This is a genomic window from Cytobacillus horneckiae (assembly GCF_002835735.1).
Taxonomy (GTDB): Bacteria; Bacillota; Bacilli; order Bacillales; family Cytobacillaceae; genus Cytobacillus; species Cytobacillus horneckiae.
The window spans coordinates 37,361-49,894 of the sequence record NZ_PISD01000075.1 but is presented as its reverse complement, the minus strand read 5'-3'; the positions used below and the strand labels follow the sequence as shown (position 1 = coordinate 49,894).

Below are 12,534 nucleotides of genomic sequence, written 5' to 3'. Positions count from 1 at the left end.
TCATTGATTATGCAATATTATATTTACATAATTTAAATCGACAAAAACGTTTGATTTTTCAAATAATACTAATTATATAGGAAACTTATGTAAATATCAAAAAAAAGTCTCCAAAAAAATTGGAGACTTCTTTAACATGACTTTCGGTCTAATCTATTAAATTTCTTCGCAATGCTCTTCAAATGATTGCTGAAGCTTTTGTACGACAGCCATCGGCTCATGACCTTCAATGTCATGGCGTTCAACCATTGTGATAATCTCTCCATCTTTTAGTAATGCAAAGGAAGGAGAGGATGGTGGATATCCTGTAAAGAAGGAACGAGCTTCTGCTGTTGCTTCCTTATCCTGACCTGCAAAAACTGTTACTAAATGATCAGGACGCTTATCATAATGCAGCGAATGAGCTGCCGCAGGACGGGCAATTCCTCCAGCACAGCCGCATACTGAGTTGACCATCACTAATGTTGTACCTTTTTTCGCTAATGCTTCTTTTACATCTTCCGCTGTTGTTAGTTCTGTATATCCTGCAGATACGATTTCTTTTCGTGCTTGCTGAACAACATCGTTCATAAACAGGTTAAAATCCATATTCATGTTTATTCCTCCTTTTATTTCATAGGAATTCATCCTATAACAGTTACGCCTTTGTTGTAAAATACGTATGCTTCTATCATACCAATTAGAAATCAATTTTTACAGTGAAGAAAACTTTTTTTTGAGCGTTTAAGTTATGAAGGTTTGGGTATTATTTAAATATAACCCTCTCCCCCTGGGTGTGCCTGCTTAGACAAACAGGCTATTATAATAGACAATAAGCTGCCCAATATTGGGCAGCTTATCTTTTTTATTGCTTCGAATAAATGCTAAAAAGTTGCTCTACAGCTGAAGTAACCGTTCGATTGCCGGCAATCACATCATTTTCTACTTTAGGCAGCAATTCTTTTATTTCAGGCTGCCCAAAAAAACTAAACTGCAATTGGTCGATAATCATTGAATATATCCATTCCTTCGTCTGTTCTCTTCTTCTATGTTCAAATACTCCTGATTTTTTAGTCACATCAGAGAATTCTTCAATGACGTTCCATATATGATCAATGCCCTCATTATTTACAGAGGAACAGGTGTAGGCTCTTGAAACCCATCCCTTTGTTGCCGGCTGCAGGAAGTGGAGGATTTTATCATACTCTGCCTTTGTCTTTAAAGCAGCCCGCTTATTTGCGCCATCTGCTTTATTCACAATCACAGTATCTGTTAATTCCATAATTCCTTTTTTCATCCCTTGCAGTTCATCTCCGGCTCCTGTTAATACGAGCAGCATAAAGAAATCAACCATATCTCGAACAATGACTTCGCTTTGTCCGACACCGACGGTTTCAACTAAAATAACATCAAAGCCAGCCGCTTCACAAAGCACCATTGTTTCTCTCGTTTTACGATGGACACCGCCAAGTTTTCCTGATGAAGGGGAGGGACGAATAAATGCTTTAGGATTTCTAGAAAGCTGTTCCATTCTTGTTTTATCGCCAAGAATGCTGCCTCCGCTCAAGCTTGAACTTGGATCGACAGCCAGTACAGCAACATTTAAGCCTAAATCGTCGCAAAGATACGTCCCAAACGCTTCGATAAAAGTGCTTTTTCCTGCACCAGGTACACCTGTAATTCCAATTCTTATCGAATTGCCGGAATAAGAGAGCAGATTTTGCAATAGCTCCTGTGCTGGCCTAAAATGATGCTCGGCATTGCTCTCTATTAATGTGATTGAGCGCGCTAATGCACTGCGATTCCCTTGGAGCAGCTCCTTTTCCAGTTCCTCAATATTTGGGCCTTGCCTCTCCTTCTTTTGAAAGCGTCCTTTATTGACTTTAGGAACATAAGGCTCTGAATGAACACCGCTCACAACAGAAGTAGTAAAATCATTACTATTTCGTTCATTTTGATGCCATTCAGGTTTTTTAAAGGAGGCCATTTATTTAGCCACTTCCTCATATCCTAATTTGCTATAAATTTCACGCACTACCTTTTGCGCTGCTACGGGGATAACTGTTCCTGGCCCAAAGATTGCAGCTGCCCCATTTTCTGTAAGGAAACTATAATCCTGCGCTGGGATGACTCCGCCGATGACAACAAGAATATCTTCTCTTCCCAGCTTTTTCAGCTCTTCGATTAGCTGCGGCAGAAGGGTTTTATGTCCCGCTGCCAGAGAACTGAAGCCTACTACATGGACATCGTTTTCCACTGCCTGTATCGCCGTTTCTTCCGGTGTTTGGAATAACGGTCCGATATCCACATCAAAGCCTAAATCAGCAAAAGCAGTAGAGATTACTTTTGCACCTCTGTCATGCCCATCCTGACCCATTTTAGCAATGAGAATACGAGGTCTTCTGCCTTCATTTTCTAAAAATTCATCTGTCATTGCTTTCACTTCATTAATTTCTTCTTCATTAGAAAACGCAGCGCTGTATACTCCACTAATTGAACGAATCATTGCTTTATGACGTTTAGCAACGATTTCAATCGCATCAGAAATCTCCCCAAGCGTTGCTCTGACACGTGCCGCTTGAACAGCAAGTTCAAGCAGATTGCCTTCTCCTTTTTCGGCTGCTGCTGTAATAGCTATTAATGCTGCTTTCACTTTATCTTCATCACGCGCAGCTCTTAATTGTTCCAGCTTTTTAATTTGTTTTATTCGGACGGCCGTATTATCGATATCCAATATTTCGATTGGTTCTTCCTGTTCCAAACGATATTTATTCACACCGATAATTGTTTCTTTACCTGAATCGATTTGCGCCTGTCTTCTTGCAGCTGCTTCTTCAATTCTCATTTTTGGCAAGCCTGTTTCAATTGCTTTTGCCATTCCGCCAAGCTCTTCTATTTCTTCAATATGAGTCCATGCTCTTTCAACTAGTTTATTTGTCAAAGATTCCACATAATAAGAACCGCCCCATGGATCGATTACATTTGTCACACCGGACTCCTCTTGTAAAAACAGCTGTGTATTCCTTGCGATTCTCGCTGAGAAATCTGTTGGAAGTGCAATCGCCTCATCTAGTGCATTTGTATGCAGCGATTGTGTATGTCCCATAGCAGCAGCGTGCGCTTCTATTAATGTTCTCGTTACATTATTGAAAGGATCCTGTTCAGTCAAGCTCCAGCCTGAGGTTTGCGAATGTGTCCGCAACGCCATTGTTTTCGGGTTTTTTGGATCGAATGTTTTCATCATTTTTGCCCATATCAATCTGGCAGCACGCATCTTCGCAACTTCCATGAAGTAATTCATGCCGATAGCCCAGAAAAATGACAAACGCGGCGCAAATGAATCAATGTCAATTCCCGCTTTTAAGCCTGTTCTTACATATTCCAAGCCGTCTGCTAACGTATAGGCAAGCTCGATATCGGCCGGTGCTCCAGCTTCCTGCATATGATAGCCAGAAATACTAATGCTGTTGAACTTTGGCATATATTTGGAAGTGTATTCAAATATATCCGCGATAATCTTCATTGACATTTCAGGCGGGTAAATATACGTATTACGCACCATATATTCTTTTAAAATATCGTTTTGAATGGTACCAGACAGCTTTTCCTGGGTGACGCCCTGCTCTTCTGCAGTAACGATATAAAAAGCCATAATCGGCAGCACCGCACCGTTCATCGTCATTGAAACAGACATTTGATCCAATGGAATGCCATCGAATAATGTTTTCATATCTAAGATTGAATCAATCGCTACTCCTGCTTTTCCAACATCGCCAACAACACGTGGATGATCGGAATCATAGCCTCTATGAGTGGCAAGATCAAACGCAACCGAAAGCCCTTTTTGCCCCATTGCCAGATTTCGTCTATAAAAAGCATTGCTCTCCTCTGCAGTTGAAAAACCAGCGTATTGCCGAACTGTCCAAGGACGATTCACATACATGGTAGGATACGGACCTCTCGTAAACGGAGCTAGACCTGGTTTATCATCTAAATGCTCCATTCCTTCCAAATCTTTATTTGTATACAGTGGCTTAACGTCTATTTGCTCATTGGTCTCAAACGAGAGCTGGCTCGCTTCCTCAGCCTGCACGTTTGAGCGGTCATCAAATAATACCACTTTTGAAAAATCAGGTTTGCTTGCCATTATTTTTCTACCTCCAAGTCAGCTAGTATGGAGAGAAGAGTCTCGTAACAATTGCTTCTCATATGAATAAAAGCAGAAATGCCTGCCTGTTCCCACTTCACTTGCTCTTCTTTTGCGGGAAGACCGGCAAGATACAGCTTTACTTCCGGATGATCCTGTTTGATGGACTTTACGAGTCCAATGGTTGTGTCGTCATACTGCTCATTTGATCCACAAATAAAATAATGTTTCACATTAGTTTCCTTAATAAAGCTAGTAGCTTCTTCGTATCCGCTAACTCCTTCGCTTTTAGCCGTGTTGATACCGCCTGGTGCAAGGAAGCCTGTAACAAAGTCCATTCTTGCCTTATGAGCTTTTAATTCACCGAGACAAAGCAGTCCGGCTTCAACTTTATGCCCTCTTTCCCGCAATGCTTCTGACTTGTGCCGCAAATTCTCAAATGCTTCTGATAAACGCAATTGCGGAATGACTTCAAACGCTGTGTTTGCCGCCTTCACATTTGATTGTGCCTTTTTCTCTAATGGTTTATCCTGCAAGTTCGCATAAATATTTGTACCGATTATGCTTTGTTTTCTTGAATAGCTGTCAATTTCGCGTTTTTGACGAGTATCTGCAATTTGGCCCTGTATCCAGCCAGACTTCAATACCTCGACCATTCCGCCTTTTTCATCAATCTGCAGGAATAAATTCCATGCTTTTTCTGCCAGTTGATTCGTAATGCTTTCTATATAATAAGATCCGCCAGCAGGATCGACTATTTTTTTCAAATGCGCTTCTTCTCTTAAAATCAGCTGTGTATTTCTTGCCACTCGATCTGAAAAATTGGATGCTTCTCCTTCAGGAGCGTTATATGGGGAGACATGCAAGTATTGGATACCGCCCAATACAGCAGCAAATGCTTCATTGCCTGCTCTTAGCATATTGACATATGGATCATACACCGTCTTAGTATATTGAGATGTCTCTGCTGCAATCGTCATTTTTCTATTGCTTTCTTCTATTCCATATGCTTCAGCTACTTTATTCCAAAGTAGTCTTGCCGCGCGGAGCTTAGCAATTTCGATAAAGAAATTAGCGCCGATTGAAAAATTAAAAACCATTTTATCAAGGATTGTTTCAATGTTCATGCCCTTGTCGTTGAGCAAGCGCTCAATATGATTGACCCCTGTAGCCACCGAAATAGCTAATTCCTGTACCGCATTTGCACCCCCATTATGATAAACGGATGCGTCTACTAAAATCGTTTTCAGTTTTGGAAATTTTTTATCCGCTTCAGTAATAGCTGCTAGCCATTCTTCATCTACAGCCACACCCGTTTTTGCTGATACTGCAATCGGGTCCTTTGCAATATAGCCTGTAAAGTTCGCATCCTCAATCACATCAAAAATTTCCTTTAATGATTGATCGGTATGCAGACTAAGTGGATAATCATGCAGGCCATCTACAATTTTTGCAAGCTCTGCCGGTCTAAGTTCATCTAAGTGAAAAGAAAGCGCTGTCTGTCCTTTTTCCAGAGATAAAAGAAGCTTCTCACGCAAAATTTTAGGATCTCCGCCAGTAAGCTTTTGCGCAACCTTCCAATCGTCTTCAACATAGCCAAGCTCATTAAACCCCCTTCTGAAATCGGCGCTGCCCGGGTTTTGTGAAATACTTGACTGCGGCAAATCCTCTTTCGTGTAAAGCGGTTTCAATTTAATGTTTTCATATGTATCTCTTGATAATATGTCAATCGACTTTCCCTTTAACGTTTCTTCGGCTTTATTCTTCCAATCATGTCCGCTTTGCTGCTTAAACGTTTCATTCATCATCTGATTTAACGTCATAAAGTCGCTGTCTACTAATAGACAGATTCCCTCCCCTCACCTAATCCGTAGTCCCTTTGTAAAATTAATAAAATTCAAAATTAAACTTATATTAATTGTATTATACATAGGGAAAACACGCAATATGTAAGGCGGGGCGAGTATTAATTGACTTCTGAATAGCACAGTTGATAGAAGGCACTTTTCTTGAAACCAACTAAAGGATATTCCATCTCCTTTAACAGCCGATGCACGACTGTTCTAGAATTCACCTGTAAAAATTGTCTAATTTGTCTATTCATCGCTCTTTCATTAATTAATAGATAATAATCATTGAGTGCAGATTGATGAAGATTTTCATTGCTGAAGGAGCAGCTTGGGCAATACCAAGTACCATATACTCTCTGAACCGGACAAAAACTGCAGCGGCAGCAAAATTATCCCTCTAATCAGCTCATTTTGGGAAATATGATATTTTTCAAGTATGGGATAGTTTAATTCCTTATGTTCAGCGAGGAGATTTTTTGATATCTTGTGCAATGAGGATTCTGGTAAGACGGGGTCCGTTCTTCGTATTTGCTCGATCTTTTCTAAAAGGTAGTTGGCATGGATGACTGCTTGATTAAGCGTTTCGTTATCCTTTGATGTTCGAACAATCGTTTGCGGATTGCTTATGACAAGGTAGGTATAAATCGGGGTATTTATATGGTGATTTAACCATCTTTGAAGCTGTATTTTATGCAGTTTCATTTGAAGAAGCGGATTAGGAAAACCAGTATCTATACCATCTTTATTTCGTATGAATTGCTTGAAAATAGGATCAAAATATAAAGTGCCTGCGATGTTTTTGATTTCTAGCAAAAGAATAAAATAGCTTGTAAGGATGATTATATCGATTTGGAAGTAATGATTTTGAAACGGGAGGCGTATATCGTGAAAAATATGATAGTCTTCAAAATCGAGAAAGCTTAAATAATAGTCAACCGATTTCTCGCCATTATAGCCTGGGGACAACTTTTTCAAATTGGAAGTAATTTGTGGAATTTTAGGATGGGAAGATGGGAGACGTGCTTCAAGCGATTCATGTTTAAGTAGCATGAGAGACTTTTTTCGAGGTTTGTGGATCATATTTTCCTCCTCATTTTATTTTTGCTATATTATAGCAATAAATCAGCTAATTACCAAGTGTTTTTTAGGTGAGCGCGCATTTTTTTTGGCGCCGTTTCTTTTTTGCGTCAGTTCGCATTCTTTTTGCGTCTCATTTCTCTTTTTTGCGTCAGTTCGCACTTCTTTTGCGTCGCTTTTCTCTTTTTTGCGTCAGTTCGCATTCTTTTTGCGCCTCGCTGTTTTTTTGCGTCAGTTCGCACTCTTTTTGCGTCGCTTTTCTCTTTTTTGCGTCAGTTCGTATTCTTTTTGCGCCTCGCTGTTTTTTTGCGTAAGTTCGCACTCTTTTTGCGCCGCTTCTCTCTTTTTTGCGTCAGTTGGCACCCTTTTTGCGTCAGCTCGCACTCTTTTTGCGCCTCGCTGATTTTGCGTCAGTTGACACTCATTTTACACCTCTGATTTATTCCACAAAAAAAAACACCGCGCATTATACGCGGTGCTTCGACAATTCTGTATTAGTATACAGAAGTATTTTCTTTAGAAGTGTTTTCTAGGATTTCCTTCACGCGTTGTAGGAATTGTCCGCAAACAAGTCCGTCTAGTACGCGGTGGTCTAGAGACATACAAAGGTTAACCATGTCACGAACAGCGATCATGCCGTTGTCCATAACTACTGGGCGTTTAACAATTGATTCAACTTGCAGGATAGCAGCTTGAGGGTGGTTGATGATACCCATAGACTGAACAGATCCGAATGAACCCGTATTGTTTACAGTGAATGTTCCACCAGACATTTCAGCGCCAGTTAATTTTCCTGCGCGTACTTTACCAGCTAGTTCACCGATTTCACGAGCGATACCTTTGATTGTTTTTTCGTCAGCGTTTTTGATTACTGGAGTGTAAAGCGCGTCATCAGTTGCAACAGCGATATTTAAGTTAATATCTTTCTTGCGAACGATTTTGTCTCCAGCCCACATAGAGTTGATTTGTGGATATTCTTTAAGCGCTTGAGCAACTGCTTTTACAAAGAAAGCGAAGAATGTAAGGTTGAAGCCTTCTTTCTTCTTGAACTCGCCTTTAATTGAATTACGGTATTCAACAAGGTTTGTTACGTCAATTTCCATCATTGTCCAAGCATGCGGCGCTTCATGCTTACTTTTAAGCATATTTGCTGCGATTGCTTTACGTACGCCTGTTACTGGGATTTCTTCGTCGCCAGGAACAACTGGTACATTTGTTGCTGCAGATTTAGCTGGCTTAGAAGGAGCGGCTGCTTTAGGCGCTTCTTGCTTAGGAGCTTCTGCTGCTTTTGGTGCTTCTGCTTTAGGAGCTGAAGCTGCAGTTGGGATGTTTCCTGATTCGATGATTTTGTTAAGGTCTTTACGAGTGATTCTTCCGCCAGCACCAGTACCAGTTACTTGGTTCAAGTCGATGCCGTGTTCTTGAGAAAGCTTAAGAACTGCTGGAGAATAACGGCCTCTTGGTGCATCAGCGTTTGGAGCTGGTGCAGCTGCTGCCGCTTGGTTGTCCGCTGCAGGTGCTTCTTCTTTAGCAGGCTCAGCAGATTCTGCTGGTGCACTGTCTGCGCTTCCGCCGCCTTCAGTTTCAATTGTTAAGATGACTTCGCCTACCTCGTAAGTTCCTTCTTCTTCAGCGATAAGTTCTTTAATTACGCCATCAAAAGATGATGGTACCTCAGCGTTTACTTTATCTGTCATTACTTCTGCAAGTGGATCATATTTATTAACTTTGTCACCTACAGATACTAACCATTTACTAATTGTACCTTCTGTTACACTTTCACCTAATTGAGGCATTTTAATTTGTTCAATAGCCAATGGGTAAACCTCCTTATTACGTTTGACTGCTTTATAGCAAGTCTTTCTGTTCTCTCTTTAATCATTGGCGGGGAGCCATATGATGGCTACACCCGCATATATGTTAATCAGTTTAATTAATATTCAGCAAGCTCTCTCATTGCTTTTTCAACTTTATCCGGATTGACCATGAAGAATTTCTCCATTGTTGGAGCATATGGCATTGCAGGTACATCAGGACCAGCAAGGCGCATGATTGGCGCATCAAGATCAAATAGGCAGTTTTCAGCGATGATAGAACCAACTTCACCCATGATGCTTCCTTCTTTATTATCTTCAGTTAAAAGAAGAACTTTACCAGTTTTTGAAGCAGCTTCAATGATTGCTTCTTTATCTAACGGATAAACAGTTCTCAAATCAAGGATATGAGCTGAGATTCCGTCTTTTGCTAATTTCTCTGCTGCTTGTAGAGCGAAGTGAACACATAGACCGTAAGTGATAACAGTGATATCTTCACCTTCACGTTTCACGTCCGCTTTTCCAATTGGAAGTACATAATCATCAGTAGGCACTTCGCCTTTGATTAAGCGATATGCACGTTTGTGCTCAAAGAACATTACAGGATCGTCATCACGAATCGCTGCTTTTAGTAAGCCTTTTGCATCGTATGGAGTCGAAGGCATTACGATTTTTAGTCCTGGCTGGTTAGCAAATACCGCTTCAACTGATTGAGAGTGGTATAATGCACCGTGAACGCCACCGCCGTAAGGAGCACGGATAACCATTGGTGCCGTCCAGTCGTTGTTAGAACGGTAGCGAATTTTCGCTGCCTCAGAGATGATTTGGTTTACTGCAGGCATGATGAAATCTGCAAATTGCATTTCTGCAATTGGACGCAAACCGTACATTGCCGCACCGATTCCTACACCTGCAATTGCAGATTCTGCAAGCGGTGTATCAAGAACACGGTCTTCTCCAAATTGTTCGTATAAGCCGTTAGTTGCTCTGAATACGCCACCTTTACGACCTACGTCTTCTCCTAGTACAAATACCTTTGGATCTCTTTCCATTTCTTCGCGCATCGCCATTGTGATTGCGTCAATATAAGAAATTACTGCCATGTTTGTTCCCCCTTACTTATTCTGCATATACATATTTCATTGCATGTTCTGGATCTGCATATGGTGCATTTTCAGCAAAATCAGTTGCTTCGTTAACGATTTTCATGATGCGATCGTTCATTTCTTTTTCTTTCTCATCAGTTAATAAACCAAGCTCTTTAAGATAAACAGCAAATGTGATGATTGAATCTTTTTCTTTTGCTGCTGCAACTTCTTCGCGATCACGGTAGCTGCGGTCATCATCATCTGAAGAGTGTGGAGTTAAACGGTAAGAAACTGTTTCAATTAGAGATGGGCCTTCACCTTTACGTCCGCGGTCAGCCGCTTCTTTAACTACTTTGTACACTTCAAGTGGATCATTACCATCAACAGTCACACCCGGCATACCGTAGCCAATCGCACGATCAGATACATTTTCACATGCTAATTGTTTTTCAATTGGTACAGAAATCGCATATTTGTTATTTTCACACATGAAGATAACTGGAAGTTTATGAACACCTGCGAAGTTTGCACCTTCGTGGAAGTCACCTTGGTTAGAAGAACCTTCACCGAATGTTACAAAAGTACATAAGTCTTTGCCTTCCATTTTACCCGCTAAAGCAATCCCTACTGCATGAGGCACTTGCGTTGTTACTGGTGATGAACCTGTAACGATGCGGTTTGATTTTTGACCAAAGTGTCCTGGCATTTGACGTCCGCCTGAGTTAGGGTCTTCAGCTTTTGCAAATGCAGAAAGCATTAATTCCTTCGCTGTCATTCCAAATGCTAAGACAACACCCATATCACGATAGTATGGCAGTGCATAGTCCTTTTCACGATCTAATGCAAATGCAGCACCTACTTGAGCTGCTTCTTGCCCTTGACAAGAAATAACAAAAGGAATTTTACCTGCACGGTTTAGAAGCCACATACGCTCATCAATACGGCGCGCTAAAAGCATTGTTTCATACATTTCCAATACTTTCTCATCACTTAAACCTAAAGCTTTATGACGATTTTTACCTTTACCCATTTCAAAACCTCCTAAAAATATATAGAAGAGCTTTATTACGCTCTTTTATTCTGTACACAAGGTTTTAACCAAATACTCTAAGCATTTATTAACAATACTTAGAGCATTCGATCAACGCTTGGCTAATTACCCGTGAATTGCATTGCCGTCAACTGCTAGAGCAGCTTCGCCAATAGCTTCTGACAATGTCGGGTGAGGGTGAATAGTGTGCGCCACTTCCCAAGGGGTAGCGTCAAGCACTTTTGCAAGACCTGCCTCAGAAATCATATCTGTTACGTGTGGTCCAATCATGTGAACACCAAGAATGTCATCCGTTTCCTCATCGGCAACAATTTTAACAAAACCATCAGATTCACCGAATACTAATGCTTTACCAATTGCACGGAATGAGAATTTACCAATCTTCACTTTATGTCCTTGCTCTTTTGCTTGGTCTTCAGTTAAACCAACGCTAGCTGCTTCTGGAGCAGAGTAGATGCATTTAGAAACAAGATCATAATCGATTGGAGATGGGTTTTGGTTAGCAATATGCTCAACTGCATGAATTCCTTCATGAGAAGCAACATGAGCTAGTTGAAGTCCGCCGATTACATCGCCAATTGCATAGATATGAGTTTCCTTTGTTTGTAGGTGCTCGTTTACGACGATATGTCCTTTTTCCACTTGAATATCAGTGTTTTCAAGGCCAATTCCTTCAGTGTTTGCTTGACGGCCTACAGATACAAGAAGTTTTTCAGCTTTGAATTCTTTTTGCTCGCCTTTCACTTCTGCAGAAATCGTTACGCCGCCATCTTGTTTAAGTGTTTCAGGAAGCACCTTTGCCTTGGTAACAATGTTTACGCCGCGTTTTTTCATTAGGCGCTGCATTTCTTTTGAAATATCCTTATCTTCAGTAGGAATGATGCGATCAGCAAATTCAAGTACTGTTACTTCTGCGCCAAAATCAGCAAGCATAGAAGCCCACTCGATACCGATTACACCGCCGCCTACGATAATGATTGATTTAGGGATTTCTTCCATTGACAATGCTTCATCAGAAGTCATTACATTTCCGCCGATCTCTAAACCAGGTAAAGTTCTTGGACGTGAACCAGTTGCAACAATAACGTTTTTAGGAACTAACATTTCATTCTCTTCACCATTGTTCATTTCAACAGAAATTGTGCCAGCAGTCGGAGAGAAGATTGATGGTCCTAGAATACGGCCCATTCCTTCGTATACATCGATTTTACCTTGTTTCATTAGATGTTGAACACCTTTATGAAGCTGGTCAACGATTTTACCTTTTCTTTCTTGAACTTTAGCAAAGTTTACTGAAACGTCGCTAGTGATAACTCCGAATTCTTCACTTTTCTTGGCAGTAGCATATACTTCTGCGCTTCTTAAAAGTGCTTTACTTGGGATACAACCTTTATGAAGGCATGTCCCACCAAGATTACCTTTTTCAACTAATGCTGTTTTCAATCCTGCTTGAGAAGCACGAATAGCAGCTACGTAACCGCCAGTACCTCCGCCAAGAATGACCAAATCATATTCTTGTGCCACGTGA

Annotated in this window: 10 protein-coding genes; all 10 read right to left on the bottom strand. The window is 40.8% G+C overall.

From position 1 onward, the window contains the following. Positions 1-156: 156 nt before the first annotated feature. The gene (locus CWS20_RS25250; RefSeq protein WP_066201002.1) at positions 157-594 is read right to left on the bottom strand and encodes a BrxA/BrxB family bacilliredoxin; all 438 of its coding nucleotides are present in this window, start codon (positions 592-594) and stop codon (positions 157-159) included. Positions 595-844: 250 nt separating this feature from the next. Further along, positions 845-1,966, bottom strand: a complete 1,122-nt coding sequence (meaB, locus tag CWS20_RS25245; protein WP_066201005.1) for a methylmalonyl Co-A mutase-associated GTPase MeaB — start codon at positions 1,964-1,966, stop codon at positions 845-847. Beyond that, positions 1,967-4,126 (bottom strand): methylmalonyl-CoA mutase, encoded by a 2,160-nt coding sequence (gene scpA / locus CWS20_RS25240; protein ID WP_066201008.1) that lies wholly within the window; start codon positions 4,124-4,126, stop codon positions 1,967-1,969. Continuing rightward, positions 4,126-5,949, bottom strand: coding sequence for a methylmalonyl-CoA mutase subunit beta (locus tag CWS20_RS25235; protein ID WP_066201012.1), 1,824 nt, complete (start codon positions 5,947-5,949; stop codon positions 4,126-4,128). The genes scpA and CWS20_RS25235 overlap by 1 nt, the downstream gene beginning before the upstream one ends. 336 nt (positions 5,950-6,285) lie before the next feature. Next, the gene (locus CWS20_RS25230) at positions 6,286-7,056 is read right to left on the bottom strand and encodes a nuclease-related domain-containing protein (RefSeq protein WP_083957476.1); all 771 of its coding nucleotides are present in this window, start codon (positions 7,054-7,056) and stop codon (positions 6,286-6,288) included. 228 nt (positions 7,057-7,284) lie between these two features. Then, positions 7,285-7,437 carry a hypothetical protein gene (locus CWS20_RS28250; RefSeq protein ID WP_158237038.1) on the bottom strand — a complete coding sequence of 51 codons (153 nt, stop codon included), beginning with the start codon at positions 7,435-7,437 and terminating at the stop codon, positions 7,285-7,287. A gap of 110 nt (positions 7,438-7,547) precedes the next feature. Continuing rightward, on the bottom strand, positions 7,548-8,870 hold the full coding sequence (locus CWS20_RS25225; RefSeq protein WP_066201017.1) for a dihydrolipoamide acetyltransferase family protein: 1,323 nt from the start codon (positions 8,868-8,870) through the stop codon (positions 7,548-7,550). A gap of 116 nt (positions 8,871-8,986) precedes the next feature. Further along, positions 8,987-9,970, bottom strand: coding sequence for an alpha-ketoacid dehydrogenase subunit beta (locus CWS20_RS25220; RefSeq protein ID WP_066201019.1), 984 nt, complete (start codon positions 9,968-9,970; stop codon positions 8,987-8,989). Between the two features lie 16 nt (positions 9,971-9,986). Then, positions 9,987-10,985 carry a thiamine pyrophosphate-dependent dehydrogenase E1 component subunit alpha gene (locus CWS20_RS25215; RefSeq protein WP_066201022.1) on the bottom strand — a complete coding sequence of 333 codons (999 nt, stop codon included), beginning with the start codon at positions 10,983-10,985 and terminating at the stop codon, positions 9,987-9,989. Positions 10,986-11,111: 126 nt separating this feature from the next. After that, the gene (lpdA, locus tag CWS20_RS25210; RefSeq protein ID WP_066201024.1) at positions 11,112-12,530 is read right to left on the bottom strand and encodes a dihydrolipoyl dehydrogenase; all 1,419 of its coding nucleotides are present in this window, start codon (positions 12,528-12,530) and stop codon (positions 11,112-11,114) included. Positions 12,531-12,534 lie beyond the last annotated feature (4 nt).

Excerpts from the sequence above, each read along its gene's own strand:
- scpA (WP_066201008.1), bottom strand. The coding sequence starts at position 4,126 with ATGGCAAGCAAACCTGATTTTTCAAAAGTGGTATTATTTGATGACCGC.
- CWS20_RS25235 (WP_066201012.1), bottom strand. The coding sequence starts at position 5,949 with ATGACGTTAAATCAGATGATGAATGAAACGTTTAAGCAGCAAAGCGGA.
- CWS20_RS25220 (WP_066201019.1), bottom strand. The coding sequence starts at position 9,970 with ATGGCAGTAATTTCTTATATTGACGCAATCACAATGGCGATGCGCGAA.
- meaB (WP_066201005.1), bottom strand. The coding sequence starts at position 1,966 with ATGGCCTCCTTTAAAAAACCTGAATGGCATCAAAATGAACGAAATAGT.
- CWS20_RS25215 (WP_066201022.1), bottom strand. The coding sequence starts at position 10,985 with ATGGGTAAAGGTAAAAATCGTCATAAAGCTTTAGGTTTAAGTGATGAG.
- CWS20_RS25250 (WP_066201002.1), bottom strand. The coding sequence starts at position 594 with ATGAATATGGATTTTAACCTGTTTATGAACGATGTTGTTCAGCAAGCA.
- CWS20_RS25230 (WP_083957476.1), bottom strand. The coding sequence starts at position 7,056 with ATGATCCACAAACCTCGAAAAAAGTCTCTCATGCTACTTAAACATGAA.